The following is a 25,754-nucleotide window of genomic DNA, read 5'->3' as shown; positions in this document are numbered from 1 at the left end:
GCTTCTGACGGATCTCCGTCAGAAGCGCCCTAGCGGCGGCCGCCCCGGAGGCGGCGCCAGACCGCCTTGGCGGCGTAGTGGCCGGACATGCCGTGGACGCCGGGGCCGGGTGGGGTGGCCTGGGAGCAGAGGAAGACGGCGGGGTGGGCGGTCTCGTAGGGGACGCGGGTGAGCTTGGGGCGGATGAGCAGGCGGAGGCCGGCGGCGGAGCCGGTGGCGGTGTCGCCGCCGACGTAGTTGGCGTTGCGGGCGGCGAGCTGCGGGGGGCCGGCGACGGCGCGGGCGAGGACCAGGTCGCGGAAGCCGGGGGCGAAGCGCTCGATCTGGCGCTCGACGGCTTCGGTGGCGTCGCCCTCCCAACCGTTGGGGACGTGTCCGTAGGCCCAGAAGGTGTGCTTGCCCTCGGGGGCTCGGGTGGGGTCGATGAGGCTGGGCTGGGCGGTGATGAGGAAGGGGACGGAGGGGTCGCGGCCCTCGGCGGCGGCGTTCAGGGCGGCGGAGATCTCGCCGCTGGTGGGGCCGATGTGGACGGTGCCGGCGCGCTGGGCCGCCTTGGCCGTCCAGGGAACGGGGCCGGAGAGCGCGTAGTCGATCTTGAAGACGCTGGGGCCGTAGGTGACGCCGCGGTAGGCGTTGCCGAGGCCGGCGATCCGGGCGAGGGCGGTCGGGGAGGTGTCGAAGACGTAGGCGCGGGCGGGCGGGAGGTCGTCCAGGCGCTTGACCTCGAAGTCGGTGTGCACGGCGCCGCCGTGCGCGCGGAGCAGTCCGGCCAGGGCGTCGGAGATGGCCTGGGAGCCGCCGCGGGGCACCGGCCAGCCGTTGGCGTGCGCGGCGAGGGCGAACATCAGGGCCAGGCCGCTGGTGCCGAAGCCGCGGAGCGGGGCGATGGCATGGGCGGCGAGGCCGGCCAGCAGGCCGCGGGCCTTCTCGCCCTGGAAGCGGCGGTTGAGGAGGGTGACCGGCTGCATGGCGACCAGGCCGAAACGGGCGTAGGTGACCGGGTCCTGGGGCAGGCCCAGCCACTGGGTGCGCAGGAAGTCGTGGGCCATGGCGTCCCACTTGCCGATGAACGGGGCGACGAGCCGGCGGTAGGTGCCGGCGTCGTGCGGTCCGAAGGACATGGCGGTCTCGCCGACGGAGCGCGCCAGGACGGCGGCGGTGCCGTCGGGGAAGGGGTGCGCCATCGGGAGGTCGGGGTGCAGCCATTCCAGGCCGTACCGCTGAAGGGGCATGGCGCGGAAGGCGGGGGAGCCCACGGCGAGCGGGTGCACCGCGGAGCAGGGGTCGTGGCGGAAGCCCGGGAGGGTCAACTCCTCGGTGCGGGCTCCGCCGCCGATGGTGTCGCGGGCTTCGAAGAGGGCAACGGACATGCCGCGGCGGGCGAGTTCGACCGCTGCCGTCAGGCCGTTGGGCCCCGCTCCGATCACGACGGCATCGAGCATCGTCGGCACCTGCGCCACTCCCCTCGTGTCCGACCCTCGTCGGTGAGGGTCAGTTGGCGGCAGCCAGCAGTCCGAGGATACGCCGCGCCGTTTCGGCGTCCCGTGCCGCGGTGAAGGGGAGGGCGTTGCCGCCGTCGATGCGGAAGGGCTGCCCGGCGACCGTGCCGCTGGCGCCGCCCGCTTCGTGGACGAGGAGCAGTCCGGCGGCGTGGTCCCAGGAGTTCTCCCAGCTGAAGGCCGTGGCGTCGAGCCGGCCGAGGGCTATGTGGAGGTATTCCAGGCCCGCGGAGCCGCAGGGGCGCGGGGCGATGCCGGGGGTCTTGAGGGCGGCCAGGACGCGCTTTTGGTCGTCGGTGGTGAAGTCGGGGTGGGAGGTGGCGACTTCGAGGGTGGCGTCGGGAGCCGGGTGGCCGGCGTGCAGCCGTTCGCCGTTGAGCCAGGCGCCGGCGCCGCGGTGGGCGACGGCCATCTGGTCGAGGGCGGGGGCGTACGTCCAGGAGGCGAGGACCTCGCCGCGGTGGGCGAGGGCGACCAGGGTCGCGAAGCCGGGGTCGCCGTGGACGAACTGACGCGTGCCGTCGACCGGGTCGACGATCCAGACGAGGGCGTCGCCCTGGAGTGCGTCGAGGACCGTGGGGTCGGCGTGCACGGCTTCCTCGCCGACCACCCGGGAGCCGGGCAGTAGGGCGGTGAGGGCGGCGGTCAGGTGCTCCTCGGCGCGCCGGTCGGCGGTGGTGACGAGGTCGTGCGGCCCGTTCTTCTGGACGATGTCGTCGGCGGCGAGCTGCCGGAAGCGGGGCATGATCTCGTCGGCCGCGGCCTGCCGGACGGCGGCCTCGACGGCGGCCGAATCCAGCCCGGAGAGGTCCGGCGCGGCGGGCTCGGTGGCGCCGGGCGCCGCGGCGGTGGGGAGGAGGGTGACGGCGTCGGCGAGATCCGTGGTTTCTCCCTGGTGGTGGGTGTGCAGTGCTTCGATCATGCGTCCATCGAACCACGAGCCACTGACACTCCGACCGGACTCCAGGTGAACTCCCGGTGCCGCCCGGGCCACGGGCAGGTGCGGCCGGCACCGCCGCCGCCCCCGGCCGTGGCCCGCCCCGTCGACATCGCCGCAGGTCAGCGGCCCGAGGTCGGCGCCCGAGGATCAGCGCCCGACCGCGTACCCCTGCATGCCGCGCGGATTGGCCGCGGCCGACAGCACTCCGGTGCGGGGGTCGCGGGCCACCGCGCTCAGCCGCCCCTCCGACCAGGCGCCGCCCACCGTCACGTCGTGTCCGCGCTGTCGCAGCCCGTCGATGACCGCGTCGCCGATCCGGGATTCGACGGTGACGCTGCCCGGTCGCATCCCGCGTGGGAAGAAGGAGCCGGGGAAGGAGTCCTGGTGCCAGTTCGGGGCGTCGATGGCGCCTTGCAGGTCGAGTCCACCGCGGGTCTGCGGACGCAGTGCCACCGCCAGGAAGAAGTGCAGCTGCCACTGGTCCTGCTGGTCGCCGCCGGGGGTGCCGAACGCCATGACGGGAACGCCGTCGCGCAGGGCCAGGGAGGGGGTGAGGGTGGTGCGGGGGCGGCGTCCGGGAGTGAGGGAGTTGGGCAGGCCCTCCTCCAGCCAGGTCATCTGGAGCCGGGTGCCGAGCGGGAAGCCGAGGCCGGGCACGACCGGGTTGGACTGGAGCCAGCCGCCGGAGGGGGTGGCGGAGACGAGGTTGCCCCAACGGTCGACGATGTCGATGTGGCAGGTGTCGCCGCGGGTGGTGCCGTCGCGGTCGACCTCGGGGACGACGGCGGGCGGTTCGCCGCGGCCGGGTGCGGCGGTGCCGGTGCCGCGGGCCACGGTCGGCTCTCCGGCGCCGCTCGCCGGGATGCCCAGCGGGTCGAACCCGCCGGTGCCGGTGGCCACCGCCAGGGCGTGCTTGCTCAGCCGCGGGGTGCGGCCGCCGGGGCTGCCGGGCCGTAGTGCGTACGAGGCGCGGTCGCCGATGAGGGCCCGGCGGGCGGTGTTGTAGTCGTCGCCGAGCAGGGTGGGGAGCGGGACGTCAGCGGCGTCGCCATACCACGCCTCGCGGTCGGCCATCGCGAGTTTGCTGCCCTCGATGAGCAGATGGACGTAGTCGGGGCTGTGGTAAGCGGGCAACTTCTCGGGCAGGAGGGCGAGTTGCTGGAGGAAGGCGGGGCCCTGGGTCCAGCCGCCGGCCTTGGCGACGGTCCAGTCCTGCCAGTCGTAGGTCACCGGGTCCTCGTACGTGGCGGTGAAGGCGGTCAGGTCGTCGCCGGTGAGGGTGCCGGCGTGCCGTTCGCCGGAGGTGTCCATGGCGGGGCGGGCGGCGAAGCCGGCGAGCGCCTCGCCGATGAAGCCCTCGCGCCAGATGTGGCGGGCGGCGTCGATCTGTGCGGCACGGTCGGCGGAGGCGGCCTCGGCCTCGGTGACGAGGCGTCGCCAGGTGGCGGCCAGCGGCCGGTTGGTGAGGAGTTCGCCGGGGCGGACGGCGCGGCCGCCGCGGAGGTAGAGCTCGGCGGAGGAGGTCCACTCGGTCTCGAAGAGGGTGCGGACGGTCTCGACCGTCTCCCCGATCCGTTCGACGGCGGGGTGGCCGTGCTCGGCGTACCCGATGGCGTAACGGAGCACGTCGGCCAGGGACTTGGTGCCGTGGTCGCGCAGCAGCAGCATCCAGGCGTCGAAGGCGCCGGGGACGGCGGCGGCGAGCGGTCCGGTGCCGGGCACCAGGTCGAGGCCGAGGGAGGTGTAGTGGGCCACGCTCGCCCCGGCCGGGGCCGGGCCCTGTCCGCACAGCACCCGTACCGGTCGGTCCACCGGGGCCAGGATGATCGGCACCTCACCGGCCGGCCCGTTGAGGTGCGGTTCGACGACGTGCAGCACGAATCCGGCGGCGACGGCGGCGTCGAAGGCGTTGCCGCCGTCCTCCAGGACGGCCATCGCGGACTGGGACGCCAGCCAGTGGGTGGTGGCGGCCATGCCGAAGGTGCCTTGGAGGGTGGGGCGGGTGGTGAACACGGGGGCTCCTCGTCGTCGTGGGGCGCTCCGCCACGGTGCTGGGGCGTCCGCCTCGTCGTGGGCGTTCGCCGCGCCGTGGCTCGTCGCGGCGTACGGATCACCCGTACCCTCCCCGCACGGTCCGGCACCCCACCTGGTGGCGACCGTGCGGCCGGCCCCCGTCGGGACGGCCTGCCCCGGCGGCCGGGAAACCCGGTCGCCCTCCCCCGCCCCCTTCCGTACGCTCGCCTCATGAGCAGCTCCGACGGCCGGCCCGCGCACCGTTCCCTGGTGGCGATCCTGAGCGGGGCCGGGATCTCCACCGACTCGGGGATCCCCGACTACCGCGGTCCGAAGGGACTGTGGCGGCGCGACCCGGAGGCCGAGAAGCTCGTCACCTACGACACGTACATGGCGGATCCGGAGATCCGGCGGCGGTCGTGGCGGATGCGGCAGGAGAGCCCGGCGTTCCGGGCCCGGCCGAATGCCGCGCACGAGGCGGTGGCCCGGTTGGAGCGGTCCGGGACGCCGGTGCGAGTGATCACCCAGAACGTGGACGGGCTGCACCAGCTCGCCGGGATGCCGGCGCGCAAGGTGCTGGAACTGCACGGCACCGCCCGCGAGGTGACGTGCACCCGCTGCCACGCCCGCTCCTCGATGGCTCGGGCGTTGGAGCGGGTGGCTGGCGGCGAGCCCGATCCGGCGTGTCTGGTGTGCGGCGGGATCCTGAAGTCGGCGACGGTGATGTTCGGGGAGCGGCTGGATCCGCGGGTGCTCGGCGAGGCGCTGGGGGTGGCGAAGGCCGCCGAGGTGTTCTTCGCGGTCGGCACCACACTCCAGGTGCAGCCGGCGGCCTCGCTCGCCGGGGTGGCCGCGGAGCACGGTGCGCGCCTGGTGATCGTCAATGCCGATCCGACGCCGTACGACGCGCTGGCGGCAGAGGTGGTGCGCGAGCCGATCGGGACGGCGCTGCCCCGGTTGTTGGACGCGCTCGGCTGAGACCGGGGCGGCTCCGGGCCGGGCCGGGGTGCCTCCGACCAGCGACGCGACCAGACCCGCGGCCCGCCACGCAGCCAGACGCCAAGCCAGGCACGCAGCCGTCCCGGCCGGGCCCGGTCGCGGCAGGGCCGGGATCGCCCCGGGATCGGGTCCTTTTTGCCGGGAATGCTGATGCCCGCGTTACGGTTGACGCCGCTGTCGGCCGCGCGCCGTGCGGGGGAACGGCAGCCGGTTGCGGGAAGGACGGAGAGGGCCGTGCAGGGGAAGCACCACGGTGAGTACAAGGTGCCGGGCGGCAAGTTGGTGGTCGTCGACCTCGATGTGGTGGACGGGGCACTGAACGGCGTCCGGGTGGCCGGGGACTTCTTCCTGGAGCCGGACGAGGCGCTGGACGCCATCAACGGCGCGCTGGAGGGCGCCCCGGCGGACACCGACGCCCGGGGCCTGGCCGCCCGGATCGACGCGGCGCTGCCCGCCGGTGCGGTGCTGTTCGGGTTCAGCAGCGAGGCGGTGGGCATCGCGGTGCGCCGGGCGGTGGCGGACGCCCGGGAGTGGACCGACTTCGACTGGCAGATCATCCATGAGGGGCCGCAGTCGCCGGCCCTGCACATGGCGTTGGACGAGGTGCTGACCGCCGAGGTGGCCGCGGGACGGCGGCCGCCGACGCTCCGGGTGTGGGAGTGGGACCGCCCGGCGGTGATCATCGGCAGCTTCCAGTCGCTGCGCAACGAGGTCGATCCGGAGGGCGCCGCGCGGCACGGCGTCACGGTCGTCCGCCGGATCTCGGGCGGCGGCGCGATGTTCGTGGAGCCGGGCAACACCATCACCTACTCGCTCTGCGTGCCCAACTCCCTGGTCCAGGGCCTGAGTTTCGCGGAGAGCTACGCCTATCTGGACGACTGGGTGCTGGGCGCACTCGGCGACATGGGCATCAGGGCGTGGTACAAGCCGCTGAACGACATCGCGACGGAGGCCGGGAAGATCGCCGGTGCGGCGCAGAAGCGCATGGCGGCGGGCGGCGGCGCGGTGCTGCACCACGTGACGATGTCGTACGACATCGACGCGGAGAAGATGGTGCAGGTGCTGCGCATCGGCCAGGAGAAGCTGTCGGACAAGGGCACCACCAGCGCGAAGAAGCGGGTGGATCCGCTGCGGCGGCAGACCGGTCTGCCGCGGGCGGAGGTCATCGCGCGGATGATCGCGTCGTTCCGGGCCCGGTACGGCGGTGCGATGGGTGGGGTGTCGGCGCAGGAGTTGGCGCGGGCGGAGGAGTTGGCCGCCGGGAAGTTCAGCTCTCAGGAGTGGCTGACGCGGGTGCCGTAGGGCCGGTCGACCCGTTCCCGGCCGGGGCGCGCTCGCGGACGGCCCCGGCCCGGACGGGCGCGGTCAGTCGGCTCGGTCGGCGGCGAAGGCGGGGATGATCTCCGCGCCGTAGGCGTCGAGGGTGGCTTCCTTGGTGTCGTGCATCGCGTAGAGCGCGAACTGGTCGACGCCCAGGGCGCGCAGGGCGCGCAGTTTCTCGCGGTGCGCCTCGGCCGGCCCGAGCAGGCAGAAGCGGTCGACGATGGCGTCGGGGACGAATGCGGCGTCGGGGTTCCCGGCCCGGCCGTGGTGGGAGTAGTCGTAGCCCTCGCGGGCCTTGACGTAGTCGGTGAGTTCGTCCGGGACGAGGCCGGAGTGCTCGCCGTAGCGGGCGACGAGGTCGGCGACGTGGTTGCCGACCATGCCGCCGAACCACCGGCACTGCTCGCGGGCGTGCGCGAGGTCGTCGCCTACGTAGGCGGGCGCGGCGACGCAGATGGTGACCGATGCCGGGTCGCGGCCGGCGTCCACGGCGGCCTGGCGGACCGCCTTGACCATCCATTCGGTGAGGAACGGGTCGGCGAGCTGGAGGATGAAGCCGTCCGCCAGCCGGCCCGCCATGGCCAGTGCCTTGGGCCCGTACGCGGCCATCCACACCGGCAGGCGACCGTTCTTGATCCAGGGGATCCGGATGCGGTGGCCGCCCAGGTCGGTCTCCCGGCCCTCGGCCAGGTCGCGGATCTGGCCGATCGCCTCGCCCAGTCGGGCCAGGGTGTTGGGCGCGCGGCCGGCCACCCGCATCGCGGAGTCGCCGCGTCCGATGCCGCAGACCGTGCGGTTGCCGTACATGTCGTTGAGGGTGGCGAAGGTGGAGGCGGTGACTTCGGGGGTGCGGGTGGAGGGGTTGGTGACCATCGGGCCGACGATCAGGTGCTCGGTGTGCTCCAGGATGCGGCTGTGGATGACGAACGGTTCCTGCCACAACACGGCCGAGTCGAAGGTCCAGCCGTAGCGGAAGCCGTTGCGCTCGGCGCGGCGCATCAGGTCCACGACGGCGGAGGCGGGCGGGTCGGGCTGGAGGACGACTCCGAAGTCCACTGCGGCGCTCCTTATGGGGTGCGGGCCGGCCCGGTGCGGTGCCGGCCGGGTGGCTGGCTCGGGTGCTCACATGAGGTACTGGCAGGTGCCGCGCGGGATGTACTGGCCGTGCCCGGCGCGGCCGGTGAACTCCCGTCCGTCGATGACGGGTTCACCGCGGGAGAGGACGGTGACGACCTGTCCGGTGAGGCGTTTGCCCTCGTACGCCGAGTAGTCGACGTTCATGTGGTGGGTCTGCGCGGAGACGGTCTGCTCGGCGTGCGGGTCGTAGAGCACGAGGTCGGCGTCCGAGCCCGGCGCGATGGTGCCCTTCTTCGGGTAGAGGCCGAACATCCGGGCCGGTGTCGCGCAGGCGATCTCGATCCAGCGGCGGCGGCTGATCCGGCCCTCGACGACGCCCTGGTGGAGGAGGTCCATGCGGTTCTCCACGCCGGGCATCCCGTTGGGGATCTTGGAGAAGTCGCCGCGGCCCAGCTCCTTCTGACCACGGAAGCAGAACGGGCAGTGGTCGGTGGAGACCACCTGGAGGTCGTTGGTGCGCAGGGCCCGCCAGAGCGCCGCCTGGTGCTCGCGGGGCCGCAGCGGCGTGGAGCAGACGTACTTGGCGCCCGCGAAGTCCGGCTCGGCGAGGTTGTCGGTGGACAGGAAGAGGTACTGCGGGCAGGTCTCGCCGAAGACGTTCAGTCCGGCGTGGCGGGCCCGGGCGATCTCGTCGGCGGCCTGCTCGGCGGAGACGTGCACGACGTAGAGGGGGGCGCCGGCGACCCGGGCGAGTTGGATGGTGCGGTGGGTGGCCTCGGCCTCCAACAGGACGTGGCGGACCTCGCCGTGGTAGCGGGGGTCGGTGTGGCCCGCGGCGAGGGCCTGCTCGACCAGGACGTCGATGGCGGGGCCGTTCTCGGCGTGCATCATCACCAGTCCGCCGTTGCCGGCGGCGCGCTGCATGGCGCGGAGGATCTGGCCGTCGTCGCTGTAGAAGACGCCGGGGTAGGCGGTGAACAGCTTGAAGGAGGTGACGCCCTCGGCCACCAGGAGGTCCAGCTCCTTGAGGGAGTCCTCGTTGACGTCGGAGAGGATCATGTGGAAGGCGTAGTCGATGGCGCACTGGGCATCGGACTTGGCGTGCCACAGGTCCAGGCCGGCGCGCAGTGCCTGGCCGCGGCTCTGGACGGCGAAGTCGACGATGGTGGTGGTGCCGCCCCAGGCGGCGGCGCGGGTGCCGGTCTCGAAGGTGTCGGACGAGGCGGTGCCGCCGAACGGGAAGTCCAGGTGGGTGTGGGCGTCGACGCCGCCCGGGATGACGTACCTGCCGGTGGCGTCCAGGACCCGATCGGCGCCGGCGGTCCAGCCCTCGGCGGTCGGGCTGTCGTGTGCGGCGAGGGCGGCGATCCTGCCGTCCTCGATCAGGACGTCGGCGTGCATTTCCTCGGCGGCGGTGATGACCAGTCCGCCCCGGATGACCGTACGGCTCATCTCGGCTCCCTAGCTGACGCTACGTCACAACCTGGTCTACACCCGTAGATTCCGGACGGGAAGGAGACACCGTAGAAGCATGTCACCCACCGTGGCAATACCGTGACGGAAGATCGGTCACCGGGTGGGTGTCGCGGCGGCGGTCAGCCGGGTGGTTGAACGGGGGGTGCGCAAGGGGCGCCGGGGGCGAGTCCGGGAGGGGTGCGGGGGCAGCCGGATGGGCAGGTAACAGTCTCCGGACCCACAACTTCGAAAGTCATGACGGAACCACACCTTCACAATCCGCACCCACGACGCCAAAAGACACACATGACGTCAGAAAGGCGATGCGCCATGGAGCAGAGCACACCGTGGGAGTTCTCCGACGACCGCGGGCGCCTGGTGGTGGCCGGAAGCCGGCCGGAACGGATCGTGGCCTATATACAGGCGGGAGCCACGCTGTGGGACCACGGCATCCGCCCCGTGGGCCTGTTCGGCTCCCAGCACGACGGGGTGGCGGCCGACCCGGCCAAGGCCGGTGAACTGCCGCTGGCCGAGATCCGGTACCTCGGCTCGGGCAGCGCGCTGCACCCGGACACCCTGCTGGAGGCCCATCCGGACCTCGTGGTGGCGGTGACCTACGACGGGGAGCAGGTGTACGGCCTGGAAGCGAAGGTCGCGCAGGAACTGGAGGATCAGGTCCCGGTGGCCACCGTCGCGGTGGGCCCCGGGCGCAGCCTGGCCGAGGTGCGGGAGCGCTTCGCGGCACTGGCCGGCTCCCTGGGGCAGGGCGAACCACTCGCCCGGGCCAGGGAGTTGGACGCGGCCGAGGACGAGCTACGGAAGGCGACCGGCGGCCCGGTGCGGCCGCGGGTGGTGGCACTGTCCCCCGCCGGATCGGACAAGGTGCACCTGGCCCGGCCGGGCACCTGGCCGGACCTGCGGGCCCTGGCCGAGCACGGCGCGGAGCTGCCGGAGCCGGTGGCCGGTGCCGGCGCGAACTGGTCGACGGTCGGCTGGGCGGAGGCCGCCGCGCTCGCCCCGGACGTCGTCCTGATCGACGCCCGGGTCAACGCCGCCCGGGTCGAGGCGCTGCGCACGGACGAGAACTGGCGGGCGATCGAGGCCCGCGCCCGGCTACTGCCGTGGAACCCGGAGGCCCCGGTCAGCCGGCGCGCCCACACCCGCTTCTTCACCGAGGTGGCCGACGCGGTGCGCGCGGCCGCCGCCCGGAAATAGCGCCCGGGGTCCCCCGATGCACCGGACGGCGGCCGCCCGGCCACCCCCTTGACGCCAACTGGCAACAAACCTAACTTTCACTCCCGTCCCCTGCCCCCACACGCCGGGAGTCCCCCATGAAGCGATCCCTAACCCCCCACCTCCGCTGGGGAGTTGCCCTCTTCGCCGGAATCGCGCTGACCGGCGCCTGTTCCGCGACCGCCCAGCAGGCCCCGTCCGCGGTCCGGCCCGGCGGCGCACACCCGGCCGCCGATCCCCGCGCGGCCGCACTGTGGCGCGCCGACCCGGCCAAGGGCGCCGCCAACTTCGAGGGCACGGAGACCAAACCGGGCACGGTGAAGGTCGTCGACGACCCGACCGGACAGCACGGGAAGTCCTTCGAACTGCACACCTCCGGCGACAAGATCGACGGCCCCACCCGCGTGCGGGTGGAGACCCGCGGCCACCGCACCGGCAACGGTCCGCTGCGCTACTCCCGGCAGGGCGACGTCTACTACATCGGCTGGCGCGCGATGTGGGGCCCACTGCCCACGAAGAAGGGCGACTGGGTCGTCCTGTGGCAGCTCAAGGACTACGGCTCGGGTGCCGCCACCCCGCCGCTGTCGCTGCGTGCCCGCGGCGACGGCACCGTCGACCTGGAGTACTGCGACCCGCAGCTGAAGACCACGCAGCTCTGGCACGCCCCGATCGCCCTCAACACCTGGCACGACTTCGTCCTCGGCATCAAGGTCTCGAAGGACCCGGCCCGCGGCTGGGTGCGGCTCTGGCGCGACGGCACCGCCCAGAAGCTGCCCGGCGGCACCGAGCAGTACCCCGCGGCGACCCTGCGCGGCGACTGGGTCACCGACAAATGGGGCGTCTACCGCTCCGACGGCGTCAAGGGACCGGCCACCGCCTGGCTCAACAGCCCCGCGGTGGGCCGGAGTTACCAGGACGTGGCACCCGCCGACTAAAGGCCCGTTCCTGCGGACGAGGACCTCGTCTCGCCCCGGACGAGGGCGTCCGGGATCCGCGCCCCGCCGAGCCGGCCGCCCGGTGCGTCAGCGTCCGAAGGCGCCCTGGCACAGCCGCAACAGGTCTGGCCTGACCTTCCCGGAGGCCATCTGGCAGATGACGCGCGGGTCCATCGTGGACTGGGGGCGCGGTGGCCCTACGGCCGGGCGGTGCTGGGGCGGTGCGGCGTGCGCGGGGTGCGGTCGCTCGTGGTGGTGCGGAGCCGGGCCCGCGTGCTGCGGTGGCGCGGGGTGCCGGCGGCGGTCCGGCGCCGGCGACTCGGCCCGGGCCCTCGCGTCCACCGCCGTCCCGTCCGCGTCCGGGTCGGCTTCCGGTGCCGTGGCGTCCTCGGGGGGCGCCGGTCGCCGTGGTGCGGTCACCACCTGTTCGCGCGGGGCCCGCTCCGACGGCACCGGGACCCCGGGACGCTCGGGCACGGAAGGTGCCGGAACGGGCCCGGACGGCACCGTCCGGGGCGCCGGAACGGAGACGGACACGCAGCCGGTGGCCGTGGCCAACACGGCGGCCGTCAGGGCGAGGAGATGAGGGGCGCGCACCCTCCCACCGTCCCGATGGCACCCCGGTCGGACAAGCAACACGCCGGGGAACCACGCGCACGAGGGAGCGCGACGGCCTCCGGTCGACGCGCGCCGCACCGGGGCGGAGCCGCCTCCCCGGGATGGCCGGGGAGACGGCACGGGCCGGGTGGGACGTCGTCGGCCCCGACCCTGACCCACCGGACCGGCCCTAGCCCGCGGTGAGTTGCTGTTGCGTCCACCGCAGGGCGTCGGCGAGGAGTTCCGCGCCGTGTTCCGCCTCGGCCACGGTGAGGGTGAGCGGCGGCGCGATGCGGAGCGAGGCGCCGCCCTGACCGCCCTTGCCGACCAGCAGACCGCGTTCCCGGGCTGCCTCCAGCACCAGCGTGGCGGCCTCCGGCGCTGGCGCGTCGGTGCCCGGCCGGACCAGCTCGACCCCGATCATCAGGCCCCGTCCGCGGACCTCCCGCACCACGTCGAGGCCGGCCGCCACCGCCCGCAGGCGTTCGATGAGCAGTCCGCCGACCCGCCGGGCGTTGCCCTGGAGGTCGTGCTCCAGGAGGTAGCCGAGGTTGGCCAGGCCCGCGGCCATGGTGATCGGGCTGCCGCCGAAGGTCGAGATGGAGTTGGCGGGCAGGCAGTCCATGATCTCGGCGCGGGCCACCACCCCGCCGAGGGACATGCCGTTGCCGATGCCCTTGGCGAAGGTGAGCAGGTCCGGCGGGCCGTTCTCGGCGTGCGCCTGCCAGCCCCAGAAGTGGTCACCGGTGCGGCCCCAGCCGGTCTGCACCTCGTCGCTGATCCACAGGATCCCCTCGCGGGCCAGCACCTCGCGGAACGCCGCGTACAGCCCGTCCGGCGGTGCGGTGAACCCGCCGACGCCCTGCACCGGTTCGGCGATCAGTGCGGCGACGCCGCCCGCGGTCTGCTGGAGCATGTCCTCCAGGTCGGCGACGCAGGCCGCGATGTACTCCGCGTCACCGAGGTCGGCGTACGGGCCGCGGGACCGCACCCCGCCGTGGACGTAGAGGGTCTGGAGCGGCGAGAGGCTGGTGGGCGACCAGCTCTGGTTGCCGGTGATGCCGACGGTGGAGAAGGAGCGGCCGTGGTAGCTGTTGCGCATCGCCAGGACCTGGTTGGACCGGCGGTGGGTGGTGGCCAGCAGCAGTGCGGTGTCGTTGGCCTCGGTGCCGGAGGTGGTGAAGAAGACCCGGGCGTCGGGGATGCCGGAGAGCGTGGCGATCCGCTCCGCCAACTCGACCATGGGGCGGGAGAGGTACAGCGTGGAGGTGTGCAGGATCCGGCCGGCCTGCTCGGTGACAGCCTTGGTCACCTCGGGCAGGGCGTGCGCGGTCATGGTGGTGAGGATGCCGCCGAAGAAGTCGAGGTAGCGGTTGCCCTCGGCGTCCCAGACGTGCCGGCCCTCGCCGTGGGTGAGCTCCAGGGGCCGGTCGTAGTAGAGGCTCAGCCAGGACGGCATCACCGCCTGGTGGCGGGCGTGCAGGCTTGTAGTGTCGTGCGTCATGGCTGCACCAGCCCGTCGTAGGCGTCGGGGCGGCGGTCGCGGTAGAACGCCCACTGCTGGCGGACCTGTTCGATCTGGGCGAAGTCCAGGTCGCGGACGACCAGTTCCTCCTTGGTGTCGCTGGCGGGCTCGCCGACGAACTGGCCGCGCGGGTCGACGAAGTAGCTGGAGCCGTAGAACTCGTTGTCGCCGTACTCCTCCACGCCGACCCGGTTGATCGCGGCGACGAAGTACTCGTTGGCGACCGCCGCCGCGGGCTGCTCCAGCTTCCACAGGTAGCCCGACAGGCCGCGCGAGGTGGCGGACGGGTTGTAGACGAGCTGGGCGCCGTTGAGGCCCAGTTGGCGCCAGCCCTCGGGGAAGTGGCGGTCGTAGCAGATGTAGACGCCGATCCGGCCGACGGCGGTGTCGAAGACCGGCCAGCCGACGTTCCCCGGGCGGAAGTAGTACTTCTCCCAGAAGCCCTGGACCTGCGGGATGTGGTGCTTGCGGTACTTGCCGAGGACGGTGCCGTCGGCGTCGATGACGGCCGCGGTGTTGTAGTAGAAGCCGGCCTGTTCGACCTCGAAGACCGGGACGACGATCACCATCCCGGTCTCCCGGGCGAGGTCCTGCATCCGCCGTACGGTCGGGCCGTCCGGCACCGGCTCCGCCCAGCGGTAGTGCTCCGGGTCCTGGACCTGGCAGAAGTACGGGGCGTTGAAGACCTCCTGGAAGCCGATCACCTTCGCACCCTGCGCGGCCGCCGCCCTGGCGTGCTCCTCGTGTTTCGCGATCATCGATTCGGTGTCGCCGGTCCAGGTCGCCTGGACCAGTGCGGCACGCACAACATCGGCCATGAGCTGCTCCTTTGTCGATGCGAGAGCCTGCGGCGCGCGGATCTACGCGTGTGGAGGCGACCGTAAGCCCCGTCACCGACGGTGGCAAGACCATCTCTCTGCGCGGCGCGGCGGGCGGGCCGGTCAGGGCACGGCGGGGTACCCGGCGGCGCGTAGGGCGTGTGCGAGGTCGCGGTGCCGGTCCGGGGAGACCGCCCGCGCCGCGGCCAGCAGCAGCGGCCCGAGGGTCTCGGGATCGGCCACGGCCAGTGCGGCCGCCTCGTCCGGGGTGCGGGACCGGGCCACGGCGGCCAGCAGTTCCCGGGCCTGGCCGGGTCGTGCGAGGTCGAGCAGGGCCCGTGCGGTCGCCGCGACCTCGGCGACGGGGCGGGCCACGCTCTGCCGGAGCAGTGCCGCGGCGTCGGCGGTGCGGCCGGCGGCGGCCAGGGCGTCGGCGGCCGCGGCGAGCCGGGCGGGTGGCAGGCCGGCCACCTCCCAGAGCAGCACGGGGACGTCGGAGGCGAGTTGGGCTTCCTCCAACGCGGCCAGAAGTAAGGGGAGTTCGGGTGCGGGGCGAGTGGTGGCGGCGCACAGTTCGGCGTGCGCGGGGCCGCTCGCGCCGCTGGCGCGGAGCTGGGCGAGGCGGCGGACGGTCGCGGTGGCGGTGTGGCGCGCCTCGGGCTCGGGGGCCGGGGGCGGGGCGTCGGGGCCGCGGTCCGGTGCGCCGCCGGCCGTTTCGTGCGGTGTGGTGCACGCCCCGGCGAAGCGGGCGCCGCGCAGGGCCGGTGCGGCGGCGGGCGGCGGTGAGGGCGGCCCGACGGGCACCGGCTCGGCGGCCGGGGGGCCGTCCGGCAGTTCCAGTCCGGCGAACCGCGCACCCCTGGGGCGGGCGGCTCTGACCGGTGACTCGGGGGCGGGCCCGGGGGCGCCCGTCGCGTCGCCGACCGTCGGGACCGGGGCGACCGCCGCACCGCTGACCGGAGGGACCGGGGCATCCGTCAACGCCGCCAGTCGGGCCCGCAGTTCCCGGACGCGGGCCTCCGCCCGGACGAGGTCGTCCCGGGCCCAGGCCAATTCCCGGGACAGCCGCTCCCGCTCGGGCGGGTCCGCGGCGGCCCGGGCGGCGGCCTGCAGTTCGTCGGCGCGACGGGCGGCCCGCCGCTGGGCGCGGCGCATCAGTTCCAGGCGCTCGCGGAGCGCGGGCCGGCCGCCCGGCTGGGCGTCGTGGTCGGCGACCGCCCGGGCGTGCAGCCGCCGGGCGCGCGGACCCATGGCGCGTACCGCCTGGTCGCCGTGGCGGGCCGCGAGGTCGTGCAGCAGCGACTCGACCACGTCCCGAGGTGGCAGTTCCCGGCCCTCCAGGCAGGCCCGCAGGCCCTCCGGGTCGCGGTGCGCGAAGACCCCGTACCACCCGGTCGCCGGATCGAGCAGCCGCCCAAGACCGGTCAGGAAGTTGGCGAACTCGACGTTGGGCGAGGTGAGTTGAGTGTCCGTCATGCCGTGCCTTTCCCCCCAGCGGCCGGACCCCTCCGGCCCGTCCGCATTGCACACCCGGTGTGTTCGGGGGCGGTGACCGGCGTGCTACGGGAGGTTTTCGGATTCCGCACGGTCGGGCGACCCCCCGGGCCCGCGCCCCGGCCACCCGGGCCACACCGGCCGCCCGGGCCCGGCCGCGCCGCTCGACGCACTGGGCGCGCCGTCATGACGAAAACGGCAGAAGAACTTGCAAGTTTACCTGTCGATCTTCTACGCTCGAAGCATGCCCAACAAGGACCAGGAACGGCTCGGCGCCGACCTCGGCGCGACCGTGTCCCTACTGATGCGCCGGCTGCGTGCCGCCTCCCCGCAGGGCGAACTGACCCCCACCCAGCGCGCGGTGGTCGCCCGGATCGACGGCGACGGGCCGTCCACCATCGCGGCGCTGGCCCGCGCCGAACTGGTGCGTCCGCAGTCGATGCGGATGATCGTCGGCGTCCTGGAGGGGCACGGGATCCTCGCCCGCAGCCCCCACCCCACCGACGGCCGCCAGGTGGTCTTCTCACTCACCGACGAGGGCCACCAGGTGCTCGCCGACGTCCGGGCGGCCAAGAACAACTGGCTGGCGGTGGCCATCGCCGGCCGGTTGACCGACGACGAGCAGCGGACGCTGGCCGAGGCGACCGCGCTGATACGACGGCTGACCGAGGAATGAGCGCCCCCGACGCCCCGGAGCGGACGCCCGGCCGCACCCCCGCGCCGACCGGCGAGCACGACCAACTCCCCTCCGGAGACCGCGGTTTCGGCGCCCGTCTGATGACCCCGCTACTCCTGGGGTCACTCCTCAACCCCATCAACTCGACGATGATCGCCACCGCGCTGGTGGCGATCGGCCGGGACTTCCGCATCGGCGCCACCGACACCGCATGGCTGATCTCGGCGATGTACCTCGCCAGCGCGGTGGGACAGCCGTCGCTGGGCCGGGTCGCCGACCGGATCGGGCCGCGGCGGGTCTTCGTCGCCGGCACGGTGACGGTCTGCGCGGCCGGCCTTATCGGCGCGCTGGCGCCGACCTTCACGCTGCTGATCGTCTCCCGGATCCTGCTCGGCGTCGGCACCGCGGCCGCCTACCCGGCGGCGATGGCGATGCTGCGCGCCGAGTCGCGGCGGGTGGGCCGACCCACGCCCCGGTCGGCGCTCGGCCGGCTCTCGCTGGCCGCGTTAGCCAGTGCGGCGGTCGGCCCCACCCTCGGCGGTCTGCTCGCCGCGACCGCGGGGTGGCGGGCGGTCTTCGCGGTCAACATCCCGCTCGCGCTCCTGGCACTGGTCGGTGCGCTGGCCTGGCTTCCGGCCGACCGGGATGCCCAGGCGACGGCCGCGTCCGAGGGGTCCGGCACCGCGGCCCGGGGCTCCCTCGACCCGTTCGGCATCGCGCTCTTCGCCTCCGCGCTGACCTGCGCGATGTTCTTCCTGCTGCGGCTGGACGCGCCCCGGTGGCCGCTGCTCGCGCCGACCGCGGCGCTGACCGCCGTCCTGGTGTGGTGGCAGCTGCGCCATCCGCAGCCCTTCATCGACCTGCGGATGCTGGCCCGCAACCGCGCACTGGTACTGACCTATCTACGGCACGGGCTGGCCTATCTGGTCATCTACTGCGTGCTCTACGGCTTCAGCCAGTGGCTGGAGCAGGCGCACGGCTTCTCGTCCTTCCACGCCGGGCTGGTGATGCTGCCGATGTCCGGCGCGGCCGCGGTCTGTTCGCTCGCCGGCGCCCGGACGAAGGGCATCCGCGCCCCGTTGGCCGTCGCCGCGGGGTGCCTGATCGCGGGCAGTGCGGTCTTCCTGCTGCTGCGCGACACCAGCCCGCTGCCGGTGCTGCTGGTCGCGGGGGCGCTGTTCGGCATCCCGCAGGGGCTGGCCGCCACCGGCAACCAGGCCGCCGTCTACGCCCAGGCGCCGGCCGACGGCGTGGGCGCGGCGGCCGGACTCCAGCGCACCGCCCAGTACCTCGGCGCGATCACCGCCTCCAGCCTGATCGGGCTGCTGTACGGGGAGCGCGCCACGGACGCGGGGCTGCACGCGATCGCGCTGGCCGGTGCGGTCTGCGGCGCGCTGCTGCTCGCCCTCACCCTCGCCGACCGGACCCTGCGCACCACGGGCCGTCGCACCCTCGACTGACACACCATCAATTACCGTTCGTTCAAGAGGAGTTACCGTGCCTGCCAGCACTCTGGACCGGACCACCGCACTGGTCCTGATCGACCTTCAGAAGGGCATCACCGGGCTGCCCACCGTCCACCCCGCCGCCGAGATCGTGGCCCGCGGGGCCCGGCTGGCCGAGGCGTTCCGCTCCCGCGGGCTGCCGGTCGTCCTGGTGAACGTCACCGGTGGGGCGCCGGGCCGTACGGAGGCCGGGCGACCGGGCGGCACCCCGCCGGCCGACTGGGCCGAGCTGGTCGCCGAACTCGGGCAGCAGCCGGGCGACCTCCGTATCACCAAGGAGCGGTGGGGCGCCTTCCACGGCACCGAGCTCGATGCCGAGCTGCGCCGCCGCGGGGTCACCCAGATCGTGTTCGGCGGGATCGCCACCAGCATCGGAGTGGAGTCCAGCGCCCGCGCCGCGCACGAGCACGGCTACCACGTCACCGTCGCCGTCGACGCGGTGACCGACCTGGACGCGGACGCGCACCACAACAGCGTGCAGCGGATCTTCCCGCGGCTGGGCGAGACCGACACCACGGAGGCGATCATCGGTCTCCTGGGCTGAGGTCCGCGGCCGGTGCGGGCTGTGGGTCGGGGCGTCGCTCGTGCCACCGCAGGGCGTCCTGGAGCTGGGCGGCCAGCGAGATCAACCGCGGTTCGCCGTGCGCCGGGCCGAGCAGCTGGGCGCCCAGCGGCAGCCCGTCCGCGCTGAAGCCGGCCGGCACGCTGATCCCCGGCCAGCCCAGCACGTTCCACGGCCAGGCGTACGGACAGGCCGCGATCATGGCCTTGTCGGTCTGCCAGCCGCTGAGCTTGGCGAGGGTGCCGACGCGGGGCGGCGGGGTCGCGGTGGTCGGCGTCAGCAGGACGTCGTAGCGGCCGAACAGCGCGCCGATGCGGCGCTGCTGGCGGCGCTCCGCGGCCCGGGCGCCGCGCAGCAGCGGACCGCCGAGCAGGCGGCCCAGCCGCACCGCCTCCCGGGTGCGGCGGTCCAGCAGCCGGGGGTCGGGGACCCGGGCGGCCCACTCCCCGACGCCGGCCGTGGCGCGCGGGACGAAGGCCAGTCCGACGAGTCCGTAGTCCGGTTCGGCCTCCTCGACGAAGTGGCCGAGGCCGGCCAGGGTGCGGGCCACCGCGGTCACCGCGGTCCGGACGTCGGGGTGCAGCGGTTTGCGGGTGAAGGTGGCGGCGGCCTGCCAGGAGAGTGCGATGCGCAGCCGCCCGGGGTCCCGGCCGGCCGCCTCGTGGGCCGCGATGGCCGGCGGCCGGTGCAGGTCGCCGGCGTGGTTGCCGCTGGCGACGTCCAGCAGCAGCGCGGCGTCCTCGACGGTGCGGGCCAGCGGGCCGATACCGGTGATGCCCTGGAACGCCTCGGGGTCCGGCCAGGTCGAGATCCGGCCGCGCTGGGGTTTGATGCCGACGAGGTGGGACCAGGCGGCGGGGATCCGGACCGAGCCGGCGCCGTCGGTACCGAGTGCGGCGGGGACCAGTCCGGCGGCGACCGCGGCGGCTGAGCCGCCGGAGGAGCCGCCGGGGGTGTGCGCGAGGTTCCAGGGGTTGCGGGTGTTGCCGAAGGCCGGGCCCTCGGTGAACGGCCACTGGCCGAGTTCGCAGGCGTTGGTCTTGCCGACGATGACCGCGCCGGCCGCGCGCAGCCGCCGGACGACCTCGGCGTCGTGCTGCTTGGGCGGGAACACCCCGGCGCAGCCGAACGCGGTGGGTTCGCCCGCCACGTCGGTGTCGTCCTTGACCGCGACCGGCACGCCGAGCAGCGGCGCCCGCTCCCCGTCGGCGAGCCGGCGGTCCGCCTCCGCCGCCTCGGCCAGTGCCGCCTCGGCCCGGACCCGGCGGAAGGCGTTGACGTTGTCCTGGGTGGCCGCGATGCGGTCCAGGGAGCGTTGCACCAGGGCGGTGGCGGTGACCCGTCCGTCGGCCAGGGCGCGGGCCTGCTCGGCGAGCCCCTCCCACTGGCCGTCCAGGTGCCCCGTCGGGGCGGCGGATGCCGGGCGGCGGGGGCGCTCCGGGGACGACCCGGCCTGGCGTTCCTGGCTCTCGTCAACGCTCACGCTGCGTGCCCTCCCTGGGACCGCTCATTCGAACGAACGGTCCCAGGAGGCTAATCGGACCCGCGGGAGGCGGCAACGATGCCGCGCGGCGCGGCACATCGACGACACACGGACGGCACACACGGCCCGTCCGGGTGTCATCGGGGTGTCGTCGGAGTTGCGGACCGCCTTGCGCGCAGGGTGTTACGGCGCCGGGTCGACGACCATCGCCGAGCCGCCGCCGCGCCGGGCCTTCTCGGCCGCCGCGAGCCAGCGGCCGTCCGACAGCCGCTGCACGCCGGTGGCCGCGCCGATCTCCGGGTTCAGCTTGAAGGTGTGGCCGAGGGCTTCGAGTTGCTTGCGGAGCGGGCTGTTCCACAGGGCCGGTTCGAGTTCGGTGGCGGCGGCGTTGCGCTGGCTGGCGCGCGGTGCGGCGATGGCGTCCACCAGCGACATCCCGCGGTCGAGGTGGTTGACCAGGGTTTGCAGCACGGTGGTGATGATGGTGGCGCCGCCGGGCGAGCCCAGTGCCAGCACGGGCGAGCCGTGGCGCAGCACGATGGTCGGGGAGATGGACGAGCGGGGCCGCTTGCCGGGGCCGGGCAGGTTCGGGTCGTGCACCGCCGGGTTGGCGGGCGCGAAGGAGAAGTCGGTCAGTTCGTTGTTGAGCAGGAAGCCGCGGCCCGGGACGGTGATGCCGCTACCGCCGGTCTGCTCAATGGTGAGGGTGTAGGCGACGACGTTGCCCCACTTGTCGGCGGCGGTGAGGTGGGTGGTGTTCTCCCCCTCGTACGTCGTCGGGGCGGCCTGGCCGGTGGTGCCGCAGGGCGTCGGGTGGCGCGGGTCTCCGGGCGCGAGCGGGCTGGTGAGCGCCTTGTCGTCGTTGATCAGGCACTCCCGGGAGGCGGCGAACCGCTTCGAGGTGAGGCCCTTGACGGGGACGTTCTCGTAGGCGGGGTCACCGACCCAGCGGCCGCGGTCGGCGAAGGCGATCCGGCTGGCCTCGATGTAGCGGTGCAGGAACTGCGCCTCGGTCAGATGCGAAAGGTCGCTCTTCTCCAGGATGTTGAGCGCTTCGGCGACGGTGGTGCCGCCGGAGGACGACGGTGCGATGCCGTAGACGTCCAGGCCGCGGTACGTGGTGTGGGTCGGCGGGTGGCTGAGCGTGTGGTAGGCGCGGAGGTCGGTGGTGGTCAGGTCGCCGGGGCGGACCTTGCGGGTGACGCCGGAGCGGACGGGCGGCTGCTGGACGGTGCGGACGATGTCCTGGCCGATCGCGCCGCGGTAGAGCGCATCGACGCCCTTCGCCCCCAACTCCCGGTAGGTGCGCGCCAGGTCGGGGTTCTTCAGCGTCGAGCCGACGACCGGGAGCTTGCCGCCGGGCAGGAAGAGGTCGGCGGTGGCCGGGAAGTCGCGGAACCGCGCCTCGTTGTCCGCGGTCTGCTGGCGGAAGGTCGCGTCGACGATGAAGCCCTTCGCGGCGATCTTCTCGGCGGGCTTGAGCACCTGCGCCAGGGAGCGGCTGCCCCACTTCTTGAGGGCGCTGTCCCAGGTGGCGGGGGTGCCGGGGGTGCCGATGCTGAGCCCGCTGGTGACCGCGTCGTCGAAGGGTATCGGCTTGCCGTTCTCCAGGAAGAGGTCCTTGGTGGCGGAGCGCGGGGCGGTCTCCCGGCCGTCGAGGGTGCGGATGGTCTTGGTCTTGGCGTTGTAGTAGACGAAGTAGCCGCCGCCTCCGACGCCGGCCGAGTAGGGCTCGGTGACGCCTAGCGCGGCGGCGGTGGCGACCGCCGCGTCGACCGCGTTGCCGCCCTTGCGGAGCACCTCGATGCCGGCGGCCGAGGCGTCCGCGTCGACGCTGGAGACCGCCCCGCCGTAGCCGACGGCGACCGGGGTCTTGGCGGGGGTGGCGGGGTCCTGGGCCGCGGGGCCGGGTCGGGGTGCCGCGGTCCGGGCGGCGGCCGGGACGGCCATCAGGGAACCGGCCAGTGCGGCCGTGACTCCCAGGACGGTGAGACGTCGGACGTTCGACATACCTGGACTTCCTCCAAGGGCAGCGCGATGGGGGGCGGCAGAGGCCGGAGCCTACCGGGGGCAACAGCGCGCCGACAGGGGGTATTTCGGGTGTCCGACCGCCATCTGAGGGCGGCCGGAGGGCGGGACGGTTCGGGGCCGAGCCGTACGGTCCCGCCGTACCGGGACGGACCCGGGCAAGCGTCACGGACCGCCGCCCCGACCTCGAACACCCGCCCGACAGCCGGTACGCTCGCCCGCCATGAACGACACCCTGCTGCTCCTGACCGCGGCGGTCGCCCTCCTCGTGGGGCTGGCCGCCGGCTGGGCCGGATTCTCGGCGGTGGCCCGCCGGAAGCTGACCCGCGAACAGGGCTTCTTCGGGCTGCCCGATGGTTCCGAGTGCGTCCTGGTCACCCACCGGGACAGCGCCTCGGCCCAGTGGAGCATCCCGCGGCACGACGCGCTGGCGCTGCTGGGGCTGGCCTCGGTGATCGAGAACTGCGGTGCGCACCCGGAGGTCGCCCCGCACGACACCGGGCTCCAGGGCTTCGGGGCGCGGACCGAGTTCTGCGTTGGCGACCCGACCGCGCACCGCCGGCTGGCCGCGCACATGACGAACCTGCTGCCGGGCGTCGCGGTCCACCCGGGTGACGCGACCGGGGCCGGCCGGGGCACCTTCACCGTCGGCGGGACGGCGTACCGGATGGAGCCGGGGGCGGTGGAGTACGTACTGCTGGCCCGGCTGACGGCCGGGGAGGGCGGCCGGCCGGTGTTCCTGGCGGCCGGTCAGCGCCCGGTCACCCACCGGGCCGCGGTCCGTCACCTGGTCCGCAACCGGTCCCGGCTGGCCCGTCGGTACGGGACCGACGGGCAGTTCGCGCTGCTGCTGAAGGTGGTCAACTCGCAGGCGTACGGGCCCGACGTGGTGGAGCTGGTGGCCGACGTCAGCAAGGCGGCGCTGGCGCCGGCGGAGGCCAAGGGGCAGCACCGGGCGACCGCCTGAGGCCACTTCACCGACGGGCGGGTGCCCCACTTCTCTGCCAAGCTCGGGGGCATGACCCCCCGCCCGCGTACGCCCTTCCTGCACTGGGCCGGTGCGCTGCCGGTCGTGGCGGTGGTGCTGCTGGCCCTGATCTGGGGGCGGTCGCTGCCGACGGCACTGGTGGCCGTGGTGTCGCTGTTCCTGGCCGCGGCGGTGCTGGCCGCGGTGCACCACGCGGAGGTGATCGCGCACCGGGTGGGCGAGCCGTTCGGGTCGCTGGTGCTGGCGGTCGCGGTGACCATCATCGAGGTGGCGCTGATCGTCACGTTGATGGTCGACGGCGGGGAGAAGAGCGCCGGGCTGGCCCGGGACACGGTCTTCGCCGCCGTCATGATCACCTGCAACGGCATCGTCGGGCTCTGTCTGCTGGTCGGTGCGCTCAAGCGGCGGGTGGCGGTCTTCAACGCCGAGGGCACCGGGGCGGAGCTGGCCTCGGTCGCCACGCTGGCCGGGCTCAGCCTGGTGCTGCCGTCCTTCACCACCACCACGCCCGGGCCGCAGTTCTCCGGTCCGCAGCTGATCTTCGCGGCGCTCGCCGCGCTGGCGCTGTACGGCCTGTTCGTCACCACCCAGACCATCCGGCACCGGGACTACTTCCTGCCGGTGACCACGGCCGGCGAGGTGATCGACTCCGAGGACCACGCCGACCCGCCGACCCGCCGGGCCGCGCTGGGCAGCCTGGGACTGTTGGTGCTGGCGCTGATCGCGGTGGTGGGGCTGGCCAAGGCGGTCTCGCCCACCATCGAGTCCGGGGTGGCCTCGGCCGGCCTGCCGTCGTCCGTGGTGGGTGTGGTGATCGCGCTGCTGGTGCTGCTCCCGGAGACCATCGCGGCGGTCCGCGCGGCCCGCCGGGACCGGATCCAGACCAGCATCAACCTCGGCCTGGGCTCGGCGATGGCCAGCATCGGCCTGACGATTCCCGCGGTCGCGCTGGCCACGATCTGGCTGAAGGGCCCGCTCATCCTGGGTCTGGGCGCCAGTCACATGGTGCTGCTGGCGCTCACCGTCGTCGTCGGCACCCTGACGGTGGTACCCGGCCGGGCCACCCTGCTCCAGGGCAGCGTCCACCTGACGCTGCTGGCGGCGTACATCGTGCTGGCGGTCAGCCCCTGACGGGCGTGCCGGCGGTCCGGCGCTGACGGACGACACCAAGGACCTCGTCCCGTGCTCCGTCGACCGGGCCGGCGGGCGGCGCGTGAGAGCGGTCACCCTGGGCCCCGGAACGCCCAACAATGGTTTATCGTTCAATTGGCAGCGCGCCCAATGGGCCGCGCCCCTCGATCCGCCCCGGCTGGGTTCCCCCGTCCGGCCGGGGCTTCCCCCCTCTTCTGTGCCCGGTACGGCGGCGTCCCGCCCCGTACGCCCGCGGCCGGACCCCCGTCTCGCTCCCCCAGTGCCCTGCCCGCCGTGCCGCGGTCGTCGTGGCCTGGTCGTCGTGAGCGTCGTGACGTGGTCATCGTGCTGTCGTCGTCCTGCGGTGGTGGGGCCATGTGCGCTGCCGGCGGTGGATCCGGAAGGGGTGGGGCGACCGCTCCCTGGGCCGCCGCGGCCCGTCCTGCGCGGACCACCGGCTCCGCCGATCATCGGAGTATGGCCCCGACCCCCGAGGGCAGCGGCGCGGCCCCGCCCCCGTATCCCGTGATCCGGCCGATGCTGGCCGTGCTCGGGCCGCTGCCGCCGGAGCCCGAGCAGACCGGCTGGGCGTTCGAGGCCAAGTGGGACGGGGCCCGGTGCCTGGTCAACACAGCGGGCGACGGCACGGTCCACCTGGTCACCCGGGCCGGCAACGACGCCACCACGACCTACCCCGAACTGAGCCCGCTCGGGCAGCAGCTGCGCGGACGGCCCGCGGTGCTGGACGGCGAGGTGGTGGTGCTGGACCCCGCCGGCCGGCCCGACTTCGGGCTGTTGCAGCGGCGGATGGGCGTGCTCAACCCGCGCCGCACCGCCCGACTGGCGATGGAGTTGCCCGTTCAGCTGGTGCTCTTCGACGTGATGTACCTCGGCGGTTCCCTGCTGGACGCGCCGTACCACGAGCGGCGGGCGGTGCTGACGGGGCTGGGACTGGCCGGCCCCAACTGGTCGGTGCCGGGGTACGTGGCCGGCCACGGCGACCGGGCGTGGCAGGCGGCGCTGCGCGGTGGCCTGGAGGGTGTGGTGGCCAAGCGGCTGTCCTCGCCGTACCTCCCGGGGGTGCGCTCACCCGACTGGGTGAAGACCAAGCACGTGGAGACGCTGGACGTCGTCCTCGGCGGCTGGACGGAGGGGCACGGGGCGCTCAGCGGGCTGCCCGGGTCGGTCCTGGCGGGCGTGGTGGAACCGGGCGGACTGCGGTTCGTGGGGGCGGTGGGGTCGGGACTCTCCGACCATGAGCGGCGGGAACTGGCGCACTACCTGAGCGTGATCCCGCTGGACCACTCGCCGTTCGTCAACCCCGTGGACCTGACGGGGGTGCACTGGGCGGAGCCCCGGCTGGTGGCCGAGATCGCCTTCAGCGGCTGGACCTCGGCGGGCCGGATCCGGCATCCGGTCTGGCACCGACTGCGGCCCGATCTGACCCGGCTGGGCTGAGCCGCCCCCGACCGG

General features: G+C 74.0%; 21 protein-coding genes. 10 read left to right on the top strand and 11 right to left on the bottom strand.

What is annotated here, in order from left to right:
• Positions 1–29: 29 nt before the first annotated feature.
• The 3 genes from ACO0M4_RS07405 to ACO0M4_RS07395 all read right to left on the bottom strand — a co-directional run bounded on the left by ACO0M4_RS07405 (position 30) and on the right by ACO0M4_RS07395 (position 4,452).
• Positions 30–1,451, bottom strand: coding sequence for a phytoene desaturase family protein (locus tag ACO0M4_RS07405; protein WP_430368928.1), 1,422 nt, complete (start codon positions 1,449–1,451; stop codon positions 30–32).
• A 40-nt stretch (positions 1,452–1,491) separates the two neighbouring features.
• Positions 1,492–2,421, bottom strand: coding sequence for an inositol monophosphatase family protein (locus ACO0M4_RS07400; protein WP_430368926.1), 930 nt, complete (start codon positions 2,419–2,421; stop codon positions 1,492–1,494).
• 165 nt (positions 2,422–2,586) lie between these two features.
• Positions 2,587–4,452, bottom strand: a complete 1,866-nt coding sequence (locus ACO0M4_RS07395) for a gamma-glutamyltransferase family protein (protein ID WP_430368924.1) — start codon at positions 4,450–4,452, stop codon at positions 2,587–2,589.
• A 231-nt stretch (positions 4,453–4,683) separates the two neighbouring features.
• Here ACO0M4_RS07395 and ACO0M4_RS07390 point away from each other — a divergent pair, with 231 nt between their 5' ends.
• Positions 4,684–5,430, top strand: a complete 747-nt coding sequence (locus ACO0M4_RS07390) for an SIR2 family NAD-dependent protein deacylase (protein WP_430368922.1) — start codon at positions 4,684–4,686, stop codon at positions 5,428–5,430.
• Positions 5,431–5,685: 255 nt separating this feature from the next.
• Complete coding sequence (locus ACO0M4_RS07385; protein WP_430368920.1) at positions 5,686–6,753, top strand: lipoate--protein ligase family protein; 1,068 nt, start codon at positions 5,686–5,688, stop codon at positions 6,751–6,753.
• A 63-nt stretch (positions 6,754–6,816) separates the two neighbouring features.
• Here ACO0M4_RS07385 and ACO0M4_RS07380 read toward each other — a convergent pair whose 3' ends face one another.
• Positions 6,817–7,830, bottom strand: coding sequence for a TIGR03842 family LLM class F420-dependent oxidoreductase (locus tag ACO0M4_RS07380; RefSeq protein WP_430368919.1), 1,014 nt, complete (start codon positions 7,828–7,830; stop codon positions 6,817–6,819).
• Positions 7,831–7,896: 66 nt separating this feature from the next.
• Positions 7,897–9,303, bottom strand: a complete 1,407-nt coding sequence (hydA, locus tag ACO0M4_RS07375) for a dihydropyrimidinase (RefSeq protein ID WP_430368917.1) — start codon at positions 9,301–9,303, stop codon at positions 7,897–7,899.
• A 333-nt stretch (positions 9,304–9,636) separates the two neighbouring features.
• Here hydA and ACO0M4_RS07370 point away from each other — a divergent pair, with 333 nt between their 5' ends.
• Both ACO0M4_RS07370 and ACO0M4_RS07365 read left to right on the top strand, forming a co-directional pair.
• Positions 9,637–10,521, top strand: a complete 885-nt coding sequence (locus ACO0M4_RS07370) for an ABC transporter substrate-binding protein (protein WP_430368915.1) — start codon at positions 9,637–9,639, stop codon at positions 10,519–10,521.
• Positions 10,522–10,637: 116 nt separating this feature from the next.
• Positions 10,638–11,474: a heparin lyase I family protein gene (locus ACO0M4_RS07365; protein ID WP_430368913.1), complete on the top strand. Its 837-nt coding sequence runs from the start codon at positions 10,638–10,640 to the stop codon at positions 11,472–11,474.
• An 87-nt stretch (positions 11,475–11,561) separates the two neighbouring features.
• On the opposite strand, the gene ACO0M4_RS07360 is transcribed toward ACO0M4_RS07365, so the two are convergent.
• From ACO0M4_RS07360 to ACO0M4_RS07345, 4 genes are all read right to left on the bottom strand, one after another.
• Positions 11,562–12,071, bottom strand: coding sequence for a hypothetical protein (locus ACO0M4_RS07360; protein ID WP_430368912.1), 510 nt, complete (start codon positions 12,069–12,071; stop codon positions 11,562–11,564).
• 190 nt (positions 12,072–12,261) lie between these two features.
• Positions 12,262–13,575, bottom strand: a complete 1,314-nt coding sequence (locus ACO0M4_RS07355) for an aspartate aminotransferase family protein (protein ID WP_430368910.1) — start codon at positions 13,573–13,575, stop codon at positions 12,262–12,264.
• Positions 13,572–14,414: a nitrilase-related carbon-nitrogen hydrolase gene (locus tag ACO0M4_RS07350; RefSeq protein ID WP_430368908.1), complete on the bottom strand. Its 843-nt coding sequence runs from the start codon at positions 14,412–14,414 to the stop codon at positions 13,572–13,574. Before ACO0M4_RS07350 ends, ACO0M4_RS07355 begins: the two co-directional genes overlap by 4 nt.
• A gap of 123 nt (positions 14,415–14,537) precedes the next feature.
• Positions 14,538–15,890 carry a hypothetical protein gene (locus ACO0M4_RS07345; protein ID WP_430368906.1) on the bottom strand — a complete coding sequence of 451 codons (1,353 nt, stop codon included), beginning with the start codon at positions 15,888–15,890 and terminating at the stop codon, positions 14,538–14,540.
• A 262-nt stretch (positions 15,891–16,152) separates the two neighbouring features.
• Here ACO0M4_RS07345 and ACO0M4_RS07340 point away from each other — a divergent pair, with 262 nt between their 5' ends.
• Genes ACO0M4_RS07340 through ACO0M4_RS07330 form a run of 3 tightly spaced genes read left to right on the top strand, consistent with a single transcriptional unit; the run spans position 16,153 to position 18,633 of the window.
• Positions 16,153–16,584, top strand: a complete 432-nt coding sequence (locus tag ACO0M4_RS07340) for a MarR family winged helix-turn-helix transcriptional regulator (RefSeq protein WP_430368904.1) — start codon at positions 16,153–16,155, stop codon at positions 16,582–16,584.
• Entirely contained in the window at positions 16,581–18,044 is a 1,464-nt protein-coding gene (locus ACO0M4_RS07335) for an MFS transporter (protein WP_430368902.1), read from the top strand. The genes ACO0M4_RS07340 and ACO0M4_RS07335 overlap by 4 nt, the downstream gene beginning before the upstream one ends.
• 37 nt (positions 18,045–18,081) lie before the next feature.
• A complete protein-coding gene (locus ACO0M4_RS07330) occupies positions 18,082–18,633 on the top strand; it encodes an isochorismatase family protein (protein ID WP_430368900.1) in 552 nt (183 codons plus the stop codon).
• Here ACO0M4_RS07330 and ACO0M4_RS07325 read toward each other — a convergent pair.
• Both ACO0M4_RS07325 and ggt read right to left on the bottom strand, forming a co-directional pair.
• Positions 18,614–20,134, bottom strand: a complete 1,521-nt coding sequence (locus ACO0M4_RS07325) for an amidase (protein ID WP_430368898.1) — start codon at positions 20,132–20,134, stop codon at positions 18,614–18,616. The genes ACO0M4_RS07330 and ACO0M4_RS07325 overlap by 20 nt on opposite strands.
• A 183-nt stretch (positions 20,135–20,317) precedes the next feature.
• Positions 20,318–22,144, bottom strand: a complete 1,827-nt coding sequence (ggt, locus tag ACO0M4_RS07320) for a gamma-glutamyltransferase (protein WP_430368896.1) — start codon at positions 22,142–22,144, stop codon at positions 20,318–20,320.
• 241 nt (positions 22,145–22,385) lie between these two features.
• On the opposite strand from ggt, the gene ACO0M4_RS07315 reads away from it, so the two are divergent.
• From ACO0M4_RS07315 to ligD, 3 genes are all read left to right on the top strand, one after another.
• Positions 22,386–23,129, top strand: a complete 744-nt coding sequence (locus ACO0M4_RS07315; protein WP_430368895.1) for a hypothetical protein — start codon at positions 22,386–22,388, stop codon at positions 23,127–23,129.
• Positions 23,130–23,180: 51 nt separating this feature from the next.
• On the top strand, positions 23,181–24,281 hold the full coding sequence (locus ACO0M4_RS07310) for a calcium:proton antiporter (protein WP_430368893.1): 1,101 nt from the start codon (positions 23,181–23,183) through the stop codon (positions 24,279–24,281).
• 477 nt (positions 24,282–24,758) lie between these two features.
• Entirely contained in the window at positions 24,759–25,739 is a 981-nt protein-coding gene (gene ligD, locus ACO0M4_RS07305; protein ID WP_430368892.1) for a non-homologous end-joining DNA ligase, read from the top strand.
• Positions 25,740–25,754: the final 15 nt, after the last annotated feature.

The sequence above is a fragment of the Streptomyces sp. RGM 3693 genome, from assembly GCF_050471125.1.
Classification (GTDB): domain Bacteria; phylum Actinomycetota; class Actinomycetes; order Streptomycetales; family Streptomycetaceae; genus Streptomyces.
The sequence above is the reverse complement of the archived record's forward strand: the minus strand, read 5'-3'. Positions and strand labels throughout refer to the sequence as shown.

Coding starts and splice junctions, on each gene's coding strand:
- ACO0M4_RS07400 (WP_430368926.1), bottom strand. CDS start 2,421: ATGATCGAAGCACTGCACACCCACCACCAGGGAGAAACCACGGATCTC.
- ACO0M4_RS07390 (WP_430368922.1), top strand. CDS start 4,684: ATGAGCAGCTCCGACGGCCGGCCCGCGCACCGTTCCCTGGTGGCGATC.
- hydA (WP_430368917.1), bottom strand. CDS start 9,303: ATGAGCCGTACGGTCATCCGGGGCGGACTGGTCATCACCGCCGCCGAG.
- ACO0M4_RS07370 (WP_430368915.1), top strand. CDS start 9,637: ATGGAGCAGAGCACACCGTGGGAGTTCTCCGACGACCGCGGGCGCCTG.
- ACO0M4_RS07365 (WP_430368913.1), top strand. CDS start 10,638: ATGAAGCGATCCCTAACCCCCCACCTCCGCTGGGGAGTTGCCCTCTTC.
- ACO0M4_RS07355 (WP_430368910.1), bottom strand. CDS start 13,575: ATGACGCACGACACTACAAGCCTGCACGCCCGCCACCAGGCGGTGATG.
- ACO0M4_RS07350 (WP_430368908.1), bottom strand. CDS start 14,414: ATGGCCGATGTTGTGCGTGCCGCACTGGTCCAGGCGACCTGGACCGGC.
- ACO0M4_RS07345 (WP_430368906.1), bottom strand. CDS start 15,890: ATGACGGACACTCAACTCACCTCGCCCAACGTCGAGTTCGCCAACTTC.
- ACO0M4_RS07340 (WP_430368904.1), top strand. CDS start 16,153: ATGCCCAACAAGGACCAGGAACGGCTCGGCGCCGACCTCGGCGCGACC.
- ACO0M4_RS07335 (WP_430368902.1), top strand. CDS start 16,581: ATGAGCGCCCCCGACGCCCCGGAGCGGACGCCCGGCCGCACCCCCGCG.
- ggt (WP_430368896.1), bottom strand. CDS start 22,144: ATGTCGAACGTCCGACGTCTCACCGTCCTGGGAGTCACGGCCGCACTG.
- ACO0M4_RS07315 (WP_430368895.1), top strand. CDS start 22,386: ATGAACGACACCCTGCTGCTCCTGACCGCGGCGGTCGCCCTCCTCGTG.
- ACO0M4_RS07310 (WP_430368893.1), top strand. CDS start 23,181: ATGACCCCCCGCCCGCGTACGCCCTTCCTGCACTGGGCCGGTGCGCTG.
- ligD (WP_430368892.1), top strand. CDS start 24,759: ATGGCCCCGACCCCCGAGGGCAGCGGCGCGGCCCCGCCCCCGTATCCC.